At 53.6% G+C, this 18,840-nt stretch carries 14 protein-coding genes, 1 tRNA gene and 2 other RNA genes; 8 read left to right on the forward strand and 9 right to left on the reverse strand.

Annotation, left to right across the window (positions count from 1 at the left end; translation table 11 throughout):
• Positions 1-2: 2 nt before the first annotated feature.
• On the reverse strand, positions 3-3,947 hold the full coding sequence (putA, locus tag LK04_RS07095; RefSeq protein ID WP_039331801.1) for a trifunctional transcriptional regulator/proline dehydrogenase/L-glutamate gamma-semialdehyde dehydrogenase: 3,945 nt from the start codon (positions 3,945-3,947) through the stop codon (positions 3-5).
• A gap of 445 nt (positions 3,948-4,392) precedes the next feature.
• Between putA and putP the strand changes: the two genes are divergently transcribed.
• From putP to phoH, 5 genes are all read left to right on the forward strand, one after another.
• A complete protein-coding gene (putP, locus tag LK04_RS07100) occupies positions 4,393-5,877 on the forward strand; it encodes a sodium/proline symporter PutP (RefSeq protein WP_039331804.1) in 1,485 nt (494 codons plus the stop codon).
• 260 nt (positions 5,878-6,137) lie between these two features.
• Positions 6,138-6,971 (forward strand): iron uptake transporter permease EfeU, encoded by an 834-nt coding sequence (efeU, locus tag LK04_RS07105; RefSeq protein WP_039331807.1) that lies wholly within the window; start codon positions 6,138-6,140, stop codon positions 6,969-6,971.
• Positions 6,972-7,025: 54 nt separating this feature from the next.
• On the forward strand, positions 7,026-8,144 hold the full coding sequence (gene efeO / locus LK04_RS07110) for an iron uptake system protein EfeO (RefSeq protein WP_039331809.1): 1,119 nt from the start codon (positions 7,026-7,028) through the stop codon (positions 8,142-8,144).
• 2 nt (positions 8,145-8,146) lie between these two features.
• Positions 8,147-9,427, forward strand: a complete 1,281-nt coding sequence (gene efeB, locus LK04_RS07115; protein WP_039331811.1) for an iron uptake transporter deferrochelatase/peroxidase subunit — start codon at positions 8,147-8,149, stop codon at positions 9,425-9,427.
• Positions 9,428-10,001: 574 nt separating this feature from the next.
• Positions 10,002-10,790 carry a phosphate starvation-inducible protein PhoH gene (gene phoH / locus LK04_RS07120; RefSeq protein WP_039331813.1) on the forward strand — a complete coding sequence of 263 codons (789 nt, stop codon included), beginning with the start codon at positions 10,002-10,004 and terminating at the stop codon, positions 10,788-10,790.
• A gap of 68 nt (positions 10,791-10,858) precedes the next feature.
• Here the strand turns inward: phoH and LK04_RS07125 are convergent, their stop codons facing one another.
• Together LK04_RS07125 and LK04_RS07130 are read right to left on the reverse strand one after the other, a co-directional pair.
• Positions 10,859-11,065, reverse strand: a complete 207-nt coding sequence (locus tag LK04_RS07125) for a hypothetical protein (RefSeq protein ID WP_039331815.1) — start codon at positions 11,063-11,065, stop codon at positions 10,859-10,861.
• Between the two features lie 80 nt (positions 11,066-11,145).
• Entirely contained in the window at positions 11,146-12,138 is a 993-nt protein-coding gene (locus LK04_RS07130; protein ID WP_039331817.1) for a nitrilase family protein, read from the reverse strand.
• A gap of 94 nt (positions 12,139-12,232) precedes the next feature.
• Between LK04_RS07130 and LK04_RS07135 the strand changes: the two genes are divergently transcribed.
• Positions 12,233-13,087 carry a LysR family transcriptional regulator gene (locus LK04_RS07135; protein WP_039331819.1) on the forward strand — a complete coding sequence of 285 codons (855 nt, stop codon included), beginning with the start codon at positions 12,233-12,235 and terminating at the stop codon, positions 13,085-13,087.
• Positions 13,088-13,188: 101 nt separating this feature from the next.
• Here the strand turns inward: LK04_RS07135 and LK04_RS07140 are convergent, their stop codons facing one another.
• From LK04_RS07140 to LK04_RS07155, 4 genes are all read right to left on the reverse strand, one after another.
• Complete coding sequence (locus LK04_RS07140) at positions 13,189-13,341, reverse strand: Hok/Gef family protein (protein ID WP_039331820.1); 153 nt, start codon at positions 13,339-13,341, stop codon at positions 13,189-13,191.
• Between the two features lie 341 nt (positions 13,342-13,682).
• Positions 13,683-13,813: non-coding RNA, RtT sRNA (locus LK04_RS07145), on the reverse strand.
• A 48-nt stretch (positions 13,814-13,861) separates the two neighbouring features.
• A non-coding RNA gene (locus LK04_RS07150) (RtT sRNA) lies at positions 13,862-13,992 on the reverse strand.
• A 48-nt stretch (positions 13,993-14,040) separates the two neighbouring features.
• Positions 14,041-14,128 (reverse strand) — tRNA-Ser (locus LK04_RS07155).
• Between the two features lie 245 nt (positions 14,129-14,373).
• On the opposite strand from LK04_RS07155, the gene phoA reads away from it, so the two are divergent.
• Positions 14,374-15,780 carry an alkaline phosphatase gene (gene phoA, locus LK04_RS07160; RefSeq protein ID WP_039337283.1) on the forward strand — a complete coding sequence of 469 codons (1,407 nt, stop codon included), beginning with the start codon at positions 14,374-14,376 and terminating at the stop codon, positions 15,778-15,780.
• A gap of 36 nt (positions 15,781-15,816) precedes the next feature.
• Here the strand turns inward: phoA and gap are convergent, their stop codons facing one another.
• Positions 15,817-16,827 (reverse strand): type I glyceraldehyde-3-phosphate dehydrogenase, encoded by a 1,011-nt coding sequence (gap, locus tag LK04_RS07165; RefSeq protein WP_039337281.1) that lies wholly within the window; start codon positions 16,825-16,827, stop codon positions 15,817-15,819.
• Between the two features lie 78 nt (positions 16,828-16,905).
• Positions 16,906-17,883, reverse strand: coding sequence for a GlxA family transcriptional regulator (locus LK04_RS07170; RefSeq protein ID WP_039337280.1), 978 nt, complete (start codon positions 17,881-17,883; stop codon positions 16,906-16,908).
• 136 nt (positions 17,884-18,019) lie between these two features.
• Between LK04_RS07170 and LK04_RS07175 the strand changes: the two genes are divergently transcribed.
• Positions 18,020-18,832 carry a DUF817 domain-containing protein gene (locus LK04_RS07175; protein ID WP_233797849.1) on the forward strand — a complete coding sequence of 271 codons (813 nt, stop codon included), beginning with the start codon at positions 18,020-18,022 and terminating at the stop codon, positions 18,830-18,832.
• The last annotated feature ends 8 nt before the right edge of the window (positions 18,833-18,840 follow it).

Raw genomic sequence — 18,840 nt, forward strand, 5'->3', positions numbered from 1 at the left:
TATCAACCGATGGTCATCAAACTCGCATTCCCGCCCGCCGCTGCAGTGTTCACGCTCAATGAACGCTCAATCAACAGACGCTCCAGCAGCAGATTGGTTTCACCGCGCGCAAAGCCTTGCACTGACACAATCGCACCGTCACGCGCCGCCACCTGTTCGCACAGATGACGCAGCTGATCGGCATCGCCGTGATAGATCACTGCATCAAACTCAGCCGCTAATGCCTCTTTCACTAGCACCACGTGTGCCTGTACCGCTGCGGGGAGTTTTGCCCGCAACGCACGATGCAACTCATCGTCCTGCCACAGCGCCTTACTGCCTACGCTGGTCACTGCCGCCAACTGCGTCAGTGCGTCCTGCTCGTTGTCCGACAGGCACAGCACATGCTCACGCGGCAACAGGGTGAAGGTATTGCGTTCACCCGTTGGGCCTGGTAACACGCGCACGGTACCGGCCTGCGCCAGTTCGTCATAACGCTGACACAGTGCCAGCAGTTCTGGCTTATCTTGCGCCCATGCCAACAATGCCTGGTGCGCACTCATCAATTCAGCACGTACGCTGCTGTCTGCTGGACGCTCCGCATCCTGACGGTTAAAGGTTTTCAGCAGTGCACTGTCTGGACGGTTCGCCAGTAAGCGATAGAGATAGAGTGGACCACCGGCTTTCGGACCGGTACCTGATAAGCCTTCACCGCCGAACGGCTGCACACCTACCACCGCACCGACCATGTTGCGGTTGACGTACAGGTTACCGACCTTGGCACCGGCGGTGACCTGCGCGATGGTTTCATCGATGCGCGTATGCACGCCCAGCGTCAGGCCGTAACCGGACGCGTTAATCTGATCGATAAGCTGCGGTAGGTTGTTACGCGCAAAACGCACCACGTGCAGCACCGGACCGAAGACTTCTTTATCCAGATCGCTCACCTGATCCAGCTCAATCAGCGTTGGCTTGATAAAGGTGCCGCTGTTCCACTCTTTGCTGTCTTGCGGATTCTCCTGCGCTGCCTGATACACCGTGAAGCCTTTGTTACGCATCGCCAGGATGTGACGCTCAATATTGCCTTTGGCTTCGGCATCAATCACCGGACCGATATCGGTTGAGAGGCGTTCCGGGTTACCCATGCGGCACTCGGCCATCGCACCGCGCAGCATTTTCAGGGTGTGTTCTGCGACATCATCCTGCACGCATAGCAGGCGCAGTGCCGAGCAGCGCTGACCGGCACTGTCAAACGCTGAGGCAACGATATCCACCACCACCTGTTCTGTTAGCGCAGATGAATCGACGATCATCGCGTTCATGCCACCGGTCTCGGCGATCAGCGGAGTAGGGCGACCTTGTGGATCGAGACGACCGGCGAGGTTGCGTTGTAGCAGAGTAGCGACAGCGGTAGAACCGGTGAACATCACACCACGGACACGTTCATCGCCAGTCAGCTGTGCGCCAACGGTCTCGCCCTGGCCTGGCAACAGTTGCAGCACGCCCGCCGGGACACCGGCATCCAGCATAATCTGCACCGCCTGCGCAGCAATGAGCGGCGTTTGCTCGGCGGGTTTCGCCAGCACGCTATTACCCGCTGCCAGCGCGGCAGCAATTTGACCGGTGAAGATCGCCAGTGGGAAGTTCCATGGGCTGATGCACACTACCGGTCCCAACGGACGATGGGTTTCATTATCAAAATCGTCACGCACCATACCCGCGTAGTAATAGAGGAAATCCACCGCCTCACGCACTTCGGCAATCGCATTGTTATAGGTTTTACCCGCTTCACGCACCAGCAAACCAATCAACTGCTGCAACTGGCCTTCCATTGCTTGCGCTGCACGTTCCAGGATGGCAGCACGCTCTTGCGGTGGAGTAGCAAACCAGATCGGACCGGCATTGACTGCCGCATCCAGCGCTTCTGACACTTCTGCTTCGGTGGCGTCACGTACGCTGCCCACCACATCGCCAGGGGCTGACGGGTTGAGCACCGGGCGGCTAATGCCTTCACCGAGGTCAGCCTCAACCAAAGGTTGTGCGATCCACGGCTGGCTGGCGCTGTTCAGCAAGGCGCTGGAAAGCGATGCCAGACGATGTTCGTTGGCCATGTCGAGGCCCGCCGAGTTAGCACGATTCTCACCGTAGAGATCGCGCGGCAACGGTATTTTTGGATGCGGTAAACCAACGGCACCTTCGCTGACGCCCATTTTTTCTACGGCGGTCACCGGATCGGCCACCAGTTCGTCCAGCGGTAAGCTGTTATCGGCGATACGGTTAACGAAGGAGGTATTGGCCCCATTCTCCAGCAAACGACGCACCAGATAAGCGAGCAGGGTTTCATGCGTGCCGACCGGTGCATAAATACGGCAAGGGCGGTTGAGCTTGCCGTCGGCCACTTTGCCCACCACCTGCTCATACAGCGGTTCGCCCATGCCGTGCAGGCACTGGAACTCATACTGACCAGGATAATAGTTGTTGCCTGCCAGCTGATAGATCGCCGCCAGCGTATGGGCGTTGTGGGTAGCAAACTGCGGATAGATTAAGTTCGGCACCGCCAGTAGTTTGCGGGCGCATGCCAGATAGGAGATATCGGTGTACACCTTGCGCGTGTAAACCGGATAGCCTTCCAGACCATCGATCTGCGCGCGTTTGATCTCACTGTCCCAATACGCGCCTTTCACCAGACGGATCATCAGACGACGACGGCTGCGCTGAGCCAGATCGATCAGTGAATCAATAACAAACGGGCAGCGCTTCTGGTAGGCCTGAATGACAAAGCCGATACCGTTCCAGCCATCCAGCTCCGGCTCGAAGCACAGCTTCTCCAGCAGATCGAGCGACAGCTCCAGACGATCCGCTTCTTCCGCATCAATATTGATGCCGATGTCATAAGAGCGCGCCAGCAAGGTCAGTGATTTGAGGATCGGATACAGCTCATCCATCACGCGCTCATATTGCGCGCGGCTATAGCGCGGATGCAGTGCGGAGAGCTTAATCGAAATGCCTGGGCCTTCATAAATGCCACGGCCGTTAGAGGCTTTACCAATAGCGTGAATCGCCTGCTGATAAGAGACCAGGTAAGCTTTGGCATCGCTGGCGGTGAGTGCGGCTTCACCCAGCATGTCGTAAGAGTAGCGGAAACCTTTCTCTTCCAGTTTGCGCGCGTTGGCCAGCGCTTCAGCGATGGTTTCACCAGTCACAAACTGTTCGCCCATCAGGCGCATCGCCATATCCACACCTTTTCGGATCAGCGGCTCACCGCTCTTACCAATAATGCGGTTCAGTGAACGTGACAGGTTGGCTTCGTTGTGGGTAGAAACCAGACGGCCGGTAAACAGCAGACCCCAGGTTGCCGCGTTGACAAACATTGACGGGCTGCGCCCCAGATGTGATTGCCAGTTGCCGTTGCTGATTTTATCGCGGATCAGCGCATCTCGGGTTGGCTTATCGGGAATACGCAGCAGCGCTTCTGCCAGACACATCAATGCCACGCCTTCCTGTGAGGAGAGGGAGAACTCCTGCAACAGGCTTTGCACCATGCCAGCGCGTCCGGTTGCACCTTTTTGGTGCCGCAATTTCTCCGCCAGACTGTAGGCGAGTTGATGGGTTTTTTCTGCCAGTGGGGCAGGGAGACGCGCCTGCTCCAGCAACATCGGCACCGCGTCCGTCTCAGGACGACGCCATGCCGCGGTGATGGCAGAACGTGTCACCGACTGCGGCAGAATGTGTTCCGCAAAGTCGAGGAAAGGTTGCAGAGCCTCGTCTGGCGTGCCTTCTTCGCTGGCGGCATCCGCCAGTTGCAAGGGAATTTCAGGCAAGGATTCACCCGCTTCTAACTGCGTGAGGTAGTTAAAAATCGCCTGCTTGATCAGCCAGTGTGGTGTGCGGTCAATTTTGTTTGCAGCCAACTTAATGCGATCGCGGGTGGCTTCATCCAGCTTCACCCCCATGGTAGTGGTTCCCATGAATTCCTCGTCTTTTAATGATGTCGTCAAATCCAGCGTGGCAGCACTATCACTTAAGTTGCAACTTTGTGCAACCTTGTTAAATGTGACCTGAGTTGCATGTTTTTCACTGTCTGAGTTGTTAAAACCGAATGAATCGGCATGAAACTTGCTGCAAGAATCTCGCCAGGGTTGCAACCTACCTTAACCATCGACGTTTTAAATGGATTTGGGTGCAACTAAAAGTGTGAGTGAGTGCAACCTATTGGCATTTAAAAATCGAAGTCAGGTGAAACCAGTGTGACAGCTGTGTTAAATGCATTGTGCGCGCCGCCCCTTTGCGGCAGGATACCGCGCCTTAAGAGGAATCGCTTTCTCTGGATGCGGTAAAGCCCTGAGTTATCCCGTTCCGATAACCCAGGAAAAAAGATTGCTCTTAATGGATTACATAATAAGTGGAGAGAGTATGAGTGTAAGTACACCGATGTTGGTGACCTTTGTAATTTACATCCTCGGGATGGTGCTAATCGGTTTCATTGCCTACCGTTCAACCAAAAGTTTTGATGACTATATTCTGGGTGGTCGCAGTTTAGGCAGCGTTGTTACCGCCTTGTCCGCAGGTGCATCGGATATGAGCGGCTGGCTGCTGATGGGCTTGCCAGGTGCCATTTTCCTGTCCGGTATCTCTGAGAGTTGGATTGCCATCGGCCTCACCATTGGAGCGTGGCTGAACTGGAAAATTGTCGCGGGCCGCCTGCGTGTGCAAACCGAACATCATGACAATGCCTTAACCCTGCCAGATTTCTTCTCCAGCCGTTTCGAGGATAAAAGTAAGCTGCTGCGTGTTATCTCCGCAGTGGTGATTCTCATCTTCTTCACCATTTACTGCGCATCTGGCGTGGTTGCTGGTGCACGTCTGTTTGAAAGCACCTTTGGTATGGATTACCAGACGGCGCTGTGGGCCGGCGCGGCAGCCACCATTCTTTACACGCTGGTGGGTGGTTTCCTGGCGGTGAGCTGGACAGATACCGTTCAGGCCAGCCTGATGATCTTCGCGCTGATTCTGACGCCGGTGTTTGTGATTATTGCAGTTGGCGGTCTGGATGATTCCCTGGCGGTCATTGAAGCGAAAAGCCTCGAAAACCTCGACATGCTGAAAGGGCTGAATTTTGTCGCGGTGATCTCACTGCTCGGTTGGGGCTTAGGCTACTTTGGTCAGCCACATATCCTGGCGCGCTTTATGGCTGCAGACTCCCATCGTTCAATTCGTGCAGCACGTCGCATCGGTATGACATGGATGATTTTGTGCCTGGCCGGTGCGGTGGCGGTGGGCTTCTTTGGCATCGCGTACTTCCAGAATCATCCTGAACATGCGGCGGGCGTCAGCCAGAATGGCGAGCGCGTGTTTATTGAACTGGCGCGCATCCTGTTCAATCCATGGATTGCCGGTATTCTGCTTTCCGCGATTCTGGCGGCGGTGATGTCCACGCTGAGCTGTCAGCTGCTGGTGTGTTCAAGTGCCCTGACCGAAGACCTGTATAAAGGCTTCCTGCGTAAAAATGCCAGCCAGAAAGAGCTGGTGTGGGTAGGCCGTTTGATGGTGCTGGTGATTGCGCTGATAGCTATCGCGTTAGCGGCAAATCCGGAAAACCGCGTGCTGGGCCTGGTGAGCTATGCATGGGCAGGCTTCGGTGCCGCCTTCGGTCCGGTGGTGTTGTTCGGTGTGTGCTGGAAGCGCATGACGCGCAACGGCGCGCTGGCCGGTATGGTGATTGGTGCGCTGACCGTGCTGCTGTGGAAGAACTACGGTTACACCGAGCTGTATGAAATTATCCCTGGATTCATCTTCGCCAGCATCGCGATTGTAGTGTTCAGCCTGATCGGCAGCGGCCCGTCAGAAGAAGCTCAGGCGCGCTTCGCCGCGGCTGAAGCAGAATACAACACCAAGTAATTTTTCAGTTTTGTTGCAAACCCGCCCGTAAAATGGCGGGTTTTTTGTTTTTAGCATTCATTGCCCAATGCCCCGTATAGCGATGAAGAGGGTCAAGGTCCCATAAAGGCCATACATTAATTCTGTCTCCCACTCCGCAAATGAGAAATTATTTCATTAAGTGACTTGTATTTTTCCTCCCTGTAATGATAATCGATATCGTTCGCACTTTACGTATTTTTACCTAAGGTTTACCCTCCTTAACAATCAAGAGGTTGGTGATGTTCGTACCGTTTCTCATTATGCTGCGTGAAGGTCTTGAAGCAGCGCTCATCGTCAGCCTGATTGCCAGTTACCTGAAACGCACCCAGCGCAGCCAATGGTTTCCTGCTATGTGGGCAGGTGTCTTCATTGCGGCTGCGCTCTGCCTGGCACTTGGCATCTTCATCAACGAAACCACCGGTGAATTCCCGCAGAAACAGCAGGAGCTGTTCGAAGGCATTGTGGCTGTTGTGGCGGTGGTGATCCTGACATCTATGGTGTTCTGGATGCGCAAAGTCTCGCGCAATATCAAAGCCACACTGGAACGATCGGTTGATCAGGCGTTGCAAAAGCAGGGCGGAAGTGGCTTCCCGCTGGTACTGATGGTCTTTCTGGCGGTGGCTCGTGAAGGGCTGGAATCGGTATTCTTCCTGCTCGCTGCCTTTACCCAGGATGTGGGCTATGCGCCGCCGATTGGTGCGGTGCTCGGTCTAATCACCGCTATTGTGCTGGGCATGCTGCTCTATTACGGCGGTATTCGCCTCAACCTGGGCAGCTTCTTCCGTTGGACCAGCCTGTTCATTCTTTTCGTGGCTGCTGGCCTGGCGGCGGGGGCGATTCGTGCCTTCCATGAAGCCGGACTTTGGAACCATTTCCAGGATGTGGCTTTTGACCTCAGCAACACGCTCTCAACCCATTCGGTAATGGGGACGCTGCTGGAAGGCATTCTCGGCTATCAGGAAACGCCTAGCGTCAGTGAAGTGGCAGTCTGGTTAATTTACCTGATCCCTGCACTGTTGCTGTTTTTCTTCCCGGCACGCCCAACGGCCAATGCCGCTCGCACTACACGCTGAAATTAAATCAGGCGCGATTGCGCGCCTGTTCTTCCATGTAACAGGGATATCACTATGACGATTCGCTTCCGCCGCAAGGCGCTGTTGGTTTCAATGCTGGCTCTCTCAGGCGCCGCTTCTGCTGCATCCATCCCGCAGGTCACGGTTACCGTCACCGACAAACAGTGCGAGCCGATGTCACTGAATGTGCAGGCAGGGAAAACCCAGTTCATCATCAAAAACAACAGCCAGAAAGCGCTGGAGTGGGAAATCCTGAAAGGGGTGATGGTGGTGGAAGAGCGTGAAAACATCGCGCCTGGCTTCAGCCAGAAACTGACGGCTAACCTCGAAGCGGGCGAATATGACATGACCTGTGGTCTGCTCACCAACCCGAAAGGCAAACTGGTGGTCTCTGGGGAGTCGAAAACCGCTGCCAAAGGCAAAACCGACATCATGCAACTGGCTGGCCCGATTACCGACTACAAAACTTACGTGATGAGCGAAGTCAAAGAGCTGGTGGCGGGGACGCAGGCCTTCACCGATGCGGTGAAAGCGGGCGATTTGGAGAAAGCCAAAGCGCTGTATGCGCCAACGCGTGCGCACTATGAGCGTATTGAACCGATTGCGGAACTGTTCTCCGATCTCGACAGCAGTATTGATGCCCGTGAAGACGACTTCGAGAAGAAAGCGGAAGATCCTAAATTCACCGGTTTCCACCGTATCGAGAAAATCCTGTGGGCTGACAAAACCACCAAAGGTGCAGAAGAGTTCGCCACTAAGCTGAACCAGGATGTGTTGGATCTGCAAACCCGTATCAGCGAACTGGCATTCCCGCCAGCCAAAGTGGTCGGTGGCGCTGCCGGTCTGATTGAAGAAGTGGCGGCCAGCAAAATCTCTGGTGAGGAAGATCGTTACAGCCGCACCGACCTGTCTGACTTCCAGGCTAACATTGATGGCGCACAGAAAATCGTTGATCTGCTGCGTCCACAGTTACAAAAAGCTAACCCGCAACTGCTGGCGAAAGTTGACGCAAACTTCAAGAAAGTGGACGGCATTCTCAGCAAATACCGCACCAAAGACGGATTTGAGTCTTACGAGAAGCTAACCACCGCTGACCGTAATGCGCTGAAAGGGCCGATCACCACCCTGGCGGAAGATCTCTCCCTGTTGCGCGGTACTTTAGGTCTCGACTAATCATGAGTAATAAAAATGACGCGGCGCAACCGTCGCGTCGTCGTTTATTGCAGGGATTAGGCATGCTGGGCGGCGCTGCCGCCCTCAGTGGCGGCTGTCCGTTCCATACGGCAGCCGCGGCTGACAGCTTCTCTCCCGGCACGGTTGCACCCGATGGACGCCAACAAGCGCAACCCTTCTACGGCCCGCATCAGGCTGGCATTATCACTCCGCAACAGGCATCCATGATGCTGGTGGCATTTGATGTCTTAGCCAGTGATAAAAGCGATTTAGAGCGCTTGTTCCGCCTACTTACCGCGCGCTTTGCTTTCCTGACCAAAGGTGGGTCAGCGCCAGCAGTGCCTAACCCGCAGCTGCCGCCGATGGATTCCGGTATTCTCGGTGCCGATATTGCACCTGATAATCTCACCATCACCTTGTCAGTCGGTACCTCCTTGTTTGACGAGCGCTTTGGTCTCAGCGCCCACAAACCGACGCAGTTGCAAGCCATGACGCGTTTCCCCAATGATTCGCTTGATGCCGAGCAGTGTCATGGCGATCTGTTGATCCAGATTTGCGCCAATACCCAGGACACGGTGATCCACGCACTGCGCGACATCATCAAGTACACCCCAGATCTGCTGGCGGTGCGCTGGCGTCGTGACGGCTTTATTGCGGACCATGCTGCACGCAGCAAAGGTCAGGAAACGCCCATCAACCTCTTGGGCTTCAAAGACGGCACCGCGAATCCAGATACGCACAATAATGCACTGATGGATCAACTGCTGTGGGTCACGACCAATCAGCAAGAGCCTGCCTGGACGGTGGGTGGTAGCTATCAGGCGGTGCGTATTATTCGTTTCCATGTTGAAATGTGGGACCGTACCCCGCTGGGCGAACAGCAGACCATTTTTGGCCGCGAGAAATTATCCGGTGCGCCATTGGGTATGAAAAATGAACACGATGTGCCGGATTACAGCAAAGACCCCGATGGTGATGTGATTGCACTCGATGCGCATATTCGCCTCGCCAACCCACGTACGCCTGCAACCGACAGCAGTTTGATGCTACGCCGAGGTTACAGCTACTCTTCTGGTATCACCGGAGCAGGGCAGTTAGATATGGGGTTATTGTTCGTCTGTTATCAGCATGATTTAGCCAAAGGCTTTATAACGGTACAGAAGCGTCTGAATGGCGAAGCGCTGGAAGAATATATACGCCCGATTGGTGGCGGATACTTTTTCGTTTTACCCGGTGTCCCTGATGAAAAACATTACCTTGGGCAGCCTCTACTGCAGGCTTGATTAATAAATGCACAGTTCCTACGCAGCGATAAGGTCGCGTAGGGGCTTTTTTTACTTGCAACAAACTTTCCCCCGGCCTCTTCCACTTCCGAATGTTCTGAAAAAGTTCGCCGCGCACTAAATAATCCATCACTCTGAAAGATATAGATAATTTAATTTAAGACGAAAGTTCTCATGCTTCGCTTATCTGTTTTTCTTTAGCGTGACGTAAAAATACTGTTGCAAAGCATGGTTAATTTGATGCACTTTACTCATAAGCGTTGTCAGTTGTGTGGCTAAGTCCACTGGAGTTCGCGCATGACCCGGTCCTTCTATGGACAGTTAAATACACTTCAGCTAGCGCAGTACACTGCGGGGGATTTCTTCCCTCCAAAGTATCCTCTTCACTTTTCAATTATCGTTTCCGAACTAACGCCAATTCTTTACCGGTGCGCTACAGCGCTTCGTCGTTGTTGCACACTATTCTCAATGGCCAGACTCGGCTTACAAGGAAGCCAACGAAACCTCTAAAGCGTTCAAGTCATCGCCGCGGGTGATCCGCCGCGATAAATGAAACCAACTGTAAGGTGCCACTATGGGAAGACAGAAAGCAGTGATCAAAGCGCGTCGTGAAGCAAGAAGAGTCGTTCGTAGTGATTCTCGCAGTCACCGTCAGCGCGAAGAAGAATCGGTCACTTCGCTGGTGCAGATGGGTGGGTTGGACTCAATAGGCATGGCGCGTGATTCACGCGATCGTGGTCCGATTGAAGCCAGAAATGAAGCTCAGGCGCACTATCTTAACGCCATAGAATCGAAACAGCTGATATTCGCTACCGGTGAAGCCGGTTGCGGTAAAACCTGGATTAGCGCAGCCAAAGCGGCTGAGGCCCTGATCAATAAGGACATCGAAAGGATAATTGTGACGCGCCCGGTTCTGCAGGCGGATGAAGATCTCGGTTTCCTCCCCGGAGACATTTCCGAGAAGTTCGCCCCGTATTTCCGACCGGTATACGACGTTCTGGTTAAACGTCTCGGCGCTTCCTTTATGCAGTACTGCCTGCGACCCGAAATCGCTAAGGTAGAGATCGCGCCCTTCGCATATATGCGCGGACGTACCTTTGAAAATGCGGTGGTGATCCTTGATGAGGCTCAAAACGTTACCGCCGCACAGATGAAGATGTTCCTGACACGCTTAGGCGAAAACGTGACGGTTATCGTCAACGGCGATATCACACAGTGTGACTTGCCGTCTAACGTCAAATCTGGTCTGGCCGATGCGTTAGCGCGCTTCGAAGAGGATGAGATGATTGGCGTGGTGCGTTTCGGTAAAGACGACTGCGTTCGCTCGGCACTCTGCCAGCGCACGCTGCATGCTTACAGTTAACCTTTTAGAAGTAGATTGAGAGTGTAGCGAAGCAAAACCCGGCGCAAGCCGGGTTTTTTTATTCCCGGTTAACCGGGATCAGTTGAGCGAATCATGAGTTGATTGTTGGGGAAGTCTATTAACACTGCATGGTTCTGCAGAAAGTTGGTCCCTAATAATCCATCCGCTTTCATATGTTGAAAATCACCTTCAAGAACTAAGGCGTTCACGTTAAATTTCCCTGGTGCGGTGTCTTTAATATGAACCTGAGTCGCCTCGCAATTATCGTTATCCATCTCAGCCCACAGTCATTTTTTAATATTTATTGTCGGTGTTTATTTATGCGAAGCAGTTTTAACTTATACCTCAGAGGGCTTTAATCACTGGCTCGTGATTTAAAACAAGGCGTTTCTTGTGAAAACCGGGCGGTACGCGCATCACGCTCATAACCTTGCGGTTCACACAGCAGATGATAAAGCTCGGGCCGACGGCCATGGATCCAGCGTCGGCCGGTGGACATGGCGAGCAAAGAGAGATCCAGCTCGGCACTGACCAGCGCATCCCGGAAGGTGGTGGTTTCATTGATAATGCGGCCATAGGGATCAATCACCATCGCATTGCCTGTGCGGATCTCGCCGTTATCGAGTCCAACGCCGTTACTGAATAACAAGAACAGCCCATTATCGTGTGCGCGTGACGGCAACCAGCGCATCAACCAACCGCGTCCGCTGTCTCCGGCTAAAGCAGCTTCAAGTGCATCTGGATTCTGCTCCCGCTTCTCCCACAAACTGAGCGGAATCGGCTTCATGCCGAAGGGGCTACGTGAATGCGTACCGCCGGTCTGATGTGGTGCAATCAAAATATCGGCACCGAGCAGGGCGGTAATGCGCACGTTATCAGTCAGGTTGTTATCCCAGCAGATCAAAATCCCAATACGCACTCCCCATGGCGTATCGAACACGGTGAATTCATTCCCTTGGGAAATTGCTGGGTGTTCAAATGCGTGGATTTTTCGATGGATATGACGCTGACCATCCGGCATGCACATCGCATAGGCATTGTAGAGCTGGCCATTGCGATGTTTCTCAATGAAACCAGCACCGATTGCCATTTGGTACTTCTCTGCCAGCATCGCGATACGTGCCAGCGAGGGGCTGTCATCACTGCGTTCAGCCAACGCTTCCACCTCTTCAGCAGGGAGATCCGGAACATGCCAGTAGCCAGTGATACACATTTCAGGGAAGGCGAGAACCTGGGTCTTATCCTGTGCAGCTTGTTCAATGAACTGCTCCATGGTGGAGAGATTGTAATCTTTGTCCCCGGCTCGATGACAAAACTGTACCGTTGCGACACGAAGTTTTTTATCCATTTGGTTTTCTCGTTTGGGAAATTGGACGCTATTTCACCAGAGAGATATCAACGGTGTATAATCACAAAATCTCGCATTTTGATAACCAAACGGAATGGATATTAAACTTCTGCGCGCCTTCGTGACGCTAGCCAAAACAGGGTCGTATCATGCGGCCGCGGACATACTGTGTGTGACACAACCCGCGCTCACTAAGCAGATACAGACACTGGAACATATTGTTGGTGTCACGCTTTTTCAGCGCGGGCGTAATGGCGCAAGGCTGACTATCGCTGGTGAGCAACTGTTGCCAAATGCCCAGGATATTGTTGAACGGCATACACAGTTTTGTGCGTCAATCGCTAATCTGCAAAGCGGTCATGCGGGAAAGCTGACCGTTGGGTTTGGTATCTCGTCATTTCGGCTGGCTCCCGAGCGGGTAGCGTCATTCCGCAATGTCTATCCGGGCGTGCAGGTGTCATTGAATGACATGCCCTCTGCGGTGCAGTACCAGCAACTGATTGAGGGGCGTCTTCAGGTAGGATTTGTGCGTCTGCCGGTGCCTGAGCCTTTGTGCAGTCTGGCACTGGGCGAAGACCAACTGGTGCTGGCGGTTGCTGCCGATTGCGCTTCAACATCGACGACCTTAATCGAAACCCATCAACTGTTGCAGCTCTCGCCGTATCGCGGTGACGGGCTAACGGAGCAGGCACAGCGTTATCTTAGTGCTCATCACCTTAAGCCGCGCACAGTGGCGGCCGCCGATGATATCCAGACATTGCTGGCATTAGTAGCGGCAGGTGATGGCATCGCATTACTGCCCGCCAGTGTGGCGCATATCCTGCCCTCAGCCGTAAAGTTGTTATCGCTTGAGGGTGAACATACGCGCTGGCAAACCGGCATGGCCTGGAATGCGCAGATTAAAGACCCAGTAAGAGATAACTTTTTGCATCTGGTGAGAAGTAACTAAAAGCGTTTTCGGGCTCTGGGGGAAAGATAAAAGGGCGGGTGCATTGAGGTCAGCCATGCCAACAAGAGAGAGTGGCGGGAGTTTCCTCCCGCCGGTTGCTCTTACTTCAAGGATTCGTAAGCCATGAATGCAGCAACCTCCATGTGGCCGGTTCGGATTCGTACCTCACAGAGGTCTTTTCTCGTGACCAGTATCACGGCCAGCACTGCCGCGATGAAGAAGATGGCGATCAAGATCGCCTCACGCTGCTTCATGGTTGCTTCTCCTTGCCTTTCGGCACGTAAGACGCTACCTTTCATGTTGTCTGGCATTAAGGGTAGGCCTCGGGTTGATTGAATAAATCTCTCGGGGCTTTCTTCTTTCTGCCGTCAGCAATGCTTAAGACAGAAAGCCTCAAGCACCCGCCCGAATACTACTTATCCTGATACAAGCTCACAATGAGATGCCTTGTAGTCGAATTCTTAATTCGTGAAAAGTTTGACCGCTGGAGTTAGATGATGAAATTGAGCAACCTCAATTTCATAAGTCGGCGGTGGGCGGCGGGAAATGAAAATAAAAATGCCCAGTTGTTAACTGGGCACTTTCATATAAATAATGGCGGTGAGAGGGGGATTGATTCGCTGCGCTCACCCTTCGGGCAGCGTCGCAGGCTCCGCTGTCCACCTGGCTGACGCCAGTTGTCGAACCCCAATCGGGGCTTCTCATCCCCCTCAGGTCGGCGGGAAATGCAAATAAAAATGCCCAGCTGTTAACTGGGCACTTTCATATAAATAATGGCGGTGAGAGGGGGATTGATTCGCTGCGCTCACCCTTCGGGCAGCGTCGCAGGCTCCGCTGTCCAACTGGCTGAAGCCAGTTGTCGAACCCCAATCGGGGCTTCTCATCCCCCTCAGATCGGCGGGAAATGCAAATAAAAATGCCCAGCTGTTAACTGGGCACTTTCATATAAATAATGGCGGTGAGAGGGGGATTCGAACCCCCGATACGTTGCCGTATACACACTTTCCAGGCGTGCTCCTTCAGCCACTCGGACATCTCACCACGTTTTTTCCGCTAACCGCACTGGGTCAACGGGGCGCTACTATAGGGAGTAACCCGAAAACGGTCAAGCCCTATTTTCTCCTTTTCTTCTATTCGCTTAAGCTCTGTGCAGCTTGCTGCAACTCTCAACGAAGTGGTGTTTCTGTCATCAAATTATTCCTTATCCGCCACAAAAGTGTCACCGAACTGTCGCAGACTTGTCTGCGGAAACATTTGGTTATATTTACTGATAAGGATGCTGATAAATGAAACACATACCTCTTTTCACGGTTTCTCTGCTGGCCTCATTAATGACCGCGTCAGCAGTGGCAGATGATGCAACATACTCGCGTGCCGCAACTGGCGATATTACCGAACACGGTGGCGCGCGCCGCCTTAGCAGCGATCAAACTGAAGCACTGAAAGCGTCATTAATGAACACCACGGCTAAAAACGTCATCTTGTTGATCGGCGATGGCATGGGCGATTCAGAAATTACCGCCGCTCGTAATCAGGCGATGGGGGCTGGTGGATTCTTCCCCGGTCTGGATGCATTGCCACTGACCGGGCAATACACGCACTATTCCCTCGACAAGAAAACCCACAAACCGAACTACGTGACAGATTCAGCCGCGTCAGCGACGGCGTGGGCCACCGGCACCAAATCCTACAATGGCGCAATTGGCGTCGATGTGAATGGCAAAGATCAGGTCACCATTCTTGAGCTGGCGAAAGCCGCCGGGAAAGCCACCGGTAATGTGTCAACCGCTGAACTGCAGGATGCAACACCTGCTGCATTGATGGCGCATGTCACTTCGCGTAAATGCTATGGCCCTGAAAAAACCAGCGAGCTGTGTCCGACTAACGCGCTGGAGCAGGGCGGTAAAGGATCAATCAGCGAGCAGATGCTAAAAACCCGTCCTGATGTCACTTTCGGAGGCGGCGCAAAATCCTTTAATGAAAGCGCTAAAGCCGGTGAGTACCAAGGCAAAACCCTTCGTGAGCAGGCTCAGGCGTTGGGCTATCAACTGGTGGATAACCTTGAAGGCATGAATGCGATTCAGCAGGCCGATCAAACTAAACCGGTATTGGGCCTGTTCTCTGATGGCAACATGCCGGTGCGCTGGCAAGGGCCGAAAGCCAGCTATCACGGCAATATTGATAAGCCAGTGGTGACCTGCGAAGTGAACAAAGAACGTCCAGCTTCCGCACCGACTCTGGCGCAGATGACTAAAAAGGCGCTCGATCTGCTGAGCACCAATGAGAAAGGCTTCTTCCTGCAGGTAGAAGGAGCATCGATCGATAAGCAGGATCATGCTGCGAATCCATGCGGTCAGATTGGTGAAACCGTCGATCTGGATGAAGCCGTACAGCAGGCGCTGGCTTTTGCCCGTGAGCACGGGGATACGCTGGTGGTGGTGACCGCAGACCATGCGCACAGTAGCCAGATTATCGAGAATGGCAGCAAAGCGCCGGGTCTTACGCAGGCGCTGAATACCAAAGATGGCGCAGTGATGACCATCAGCTACGGTAATTCAGAAGATGATTCACAAGGCCATACCGGCACACAGATTCGTATTGCGGCTTATGGCCCTCATGCGGCGAACGTAGTGGGTCTGACCGATCAGACCGACCTGTTCTTTACGCTGAAGGATGCGATGGGGATTAAGTAATAAAATCAGGGGCGGTCTGAAGATCGCCCCTCACTGTTACAGGCCGCGCTGAGCCATCAGACGGGCTAAATCGACTAAGCGATTGGAGAAACCCCACTCGTTGTCATACCAGGCAAGGATTTTTACCAGGTTGCCGCCAATCACCAGGGTTGAAAGGCCATCAATGATCGATGAGCGCGGATCGCCCTGATAATCGCTGGAGACCAGTGGTTCATCGCTATAGCCCAATATCCCTTTCAGCGGACCTTCTGCCGCAGCCGCTTTAAACGCGTTGTTCACTTCCTCAGCCGTCACATCCCGTTTTAATGTCACGGTTAAATCGACAATCGATACCACCGGAACCGGCACGCGCAATGAATAACCGGTCAGGCGACCCTCCAGCTCGGGAATCACGCGTCCCAACGCCTTAGCGGCACCACTTGAGTAAGGCACTATCGACAGCGCCGCAGCGCGCGCGCCACGCAGTTCTTTTTCAGGCTGATCGTGCAGCACCTGGCTGTTGGTGTAGGCATGCGTGGTGTTCATTAAGCCGTGCTCGATGCCAAATGCTTGGTGAAGTACCTGCGCGGCAGGGGCTAAGCCGTTCGTGGTGCAACTGCCGTTGCTGACGACGAAGTGCTGCTGCGGATCGTAGCGCTGATCGTTCACGCCGAGCACAATCGTCAGGTCATCATTTTTGCCCGGCGCGGATATAATCACCCGTTTCGCGCCCCCGCTGGTGATATGCACTGCAGCTTTGTCGCGTTCGGTGAAGAAGCCGGTGGCTTCAATCACGATATCAACGCCGACATCACGCCAGCGAATATGGGCCGGGTCGCGCTCGCTGAACACTCGCACTGGCTTGCCATCGATACGTAACTCGCCTTCAGAGGCTTCCACTTCAGCGGGTAAACGGCCGAGCAGCGAATCATGTTTCAGCAGGTGTGCCAGCGTCTTGCTGTCGGTGAGATCGTTGATTGCCACAATCTCAATATCGTCGCTACCCAGTGCGGCGCGAAATACATTCCGTCCGATACGGCCAAAGCCGTTAATGCCTACCTTGATCATCATTGACTCCTTATATGAAGTGATTGCAGTCAATGTAGGCCGTTCACAGGATGGCGTAAACGACAAAAAAGGATCACTTTACGCCAATTTTCGGCAGTGAAAGCGTTGGCGATATTCACCGGGTGTGAGGTGGAGTTGGCGCTCAAAACTGCGTCGCATATTGATGCTGCTGCCGAAACCGGTCTCTTCAGCAATGCGCTCCAGCGTGTCACGGGTCTGTTCCAGCCTTTCCCGTGCAGCCGCCAGACGTGCTTCCGCGACAAAGCGTGCAGGCGGCGCACCGGTTTCACGGGTAAATACGCGGGTGAAGTTTCTTGGGCTCATGGCAGCATGTTCGGCCAGCTTTTCAACGGATAAGTCTTCGGCCAGATGGTCGCGAATCCAGCTTTGTAGCGCGTTAATCGGACCAGAGTCACTTTGCTGAAGTTGGTAGCGACTGAACTGCATTTGTCCGCCGGGGCGGCGCAGATACATCACCATGTCCTGTGCGATATCGCGTGCTACGCTGAAACCGAAATCCTCTTCAACCAACGCCAGCGTCAGGTCAAAGCCAGAACTGACGCCACCTGAGGTCCAGATCGTGCCATCCTGAATATAGAGCGGGCCACCTTCAACCTTAACCTGTGGGAAGCGCGTTTGCAGTGTATCAAGCAGTCGCCAGTGCGAAGTGGCCCGTCGTCCATCCAGTAAACCTGCCTCCGCCAGCAGCATCGCACCACCGCATATCGATACCACACGTCGCGCCTGAGGGGCCGCCAGCTTGATAAAGTCCACCACCATGTTGCCTTCTTCCACGCTGTCGCCACGGCCGGTGATCATGATGGTGTCCCAGGCCTGACGGGGATCCAGTTCGGCCAGTTTAAGGTCGGCGAGCAGATTCAACCCGGACTGGCCATGGATGACTTGATGCGCTTGCGTCGTCGCGATACTGACACGATAGCGCGGCTGGTCGAGGCCAATCGGCAAGTGCAGATTGGCGTGCATCAGGATGTCGGCGATGCCCGCCGCTTCGAACAGCATGCCGCCGTCGGGCACAATGACGAGAAAATTTTTCATGGCTTAAAGTGTTTCTTGATGACAAAGCAAGTCAAAGTGTCGCATGCTGGTGTCGGCAAAGACCAGACATTTTGGCCAAAGGAATGTATGACTTCACATGGAGCAATCAGTGGAAAATCGTTTAGACCAATTTTTAATGCATCCTCCCACCATGACTTATCGCGGCAGCAAACGTTGTGCTGTAGAGTTTCTGTGGTTCGGCATTAAAGAAGCGCGTGCCTGCTTGTTTGCAGGACTGTTTTTCCTGTCCATCTTTTGCGTACCGCGCACCGGCTTATTTGGCATCGCACGCTATGACCTGCTGCTGATGATTGCGCTGACTATCCAGTTCATCATGGTCGCAACCCGGCTGGAAAGTTGGGATGAACTAAAAGCCATCACGCTGTTTCATTTGCTTGGGATTGGGCTTGAGCTCTTTAAAACCTCGGCAGCGATAGGTTCCTGGCATTATCCCGAAGCCGCATGGAGCAAAGTGGCGGGTGTGCCGCTGTTCAGTGGATTTATGTATGCTGCTGTCGGCAGTTACATCATTCAGTGCTGGCGATTGATGGATCTGAAGATCCGCCACCATCCACCGATCATTCATGCGGTACTGCTTTCACTGGCACTGTATGCCAACTTCTTTACCCACCACTTTATTGGCGATTACCGTTGGTACATTGCGGCGGTGGCGCTCGGTTTGTATGCGCGATCCGAAGTGATTTTCACCCCTTATGACCGGCCATTCCGAATGCCGCTGCTGGTGGCATTTATCCTGATTGGCTTTTTCATCTGGCTGGCGGAGAACATGGGGACTTTCTTTGGCGTGTGGCAGTATCCCAACCAAATTGGCGCATGGGCAACTGTGCATGTAGGGAAGTGGGGAGCATGGTCACTGCTGGTGATGATGACCTTTACCATCACGTTGTTTCTCAAGGATATTAAGAAACGCGTGCACATCGCCCAATAAAAAATCCA

This window comes from Pantoea vagans (genome assembly GCF_001506165.1).
GTDB lineage: Bacteria > Pseudomonadota > Gammaproteobacteria > Enterobacterales > Enterobacteriaceae > Pantoea > Pantoea vagans_C.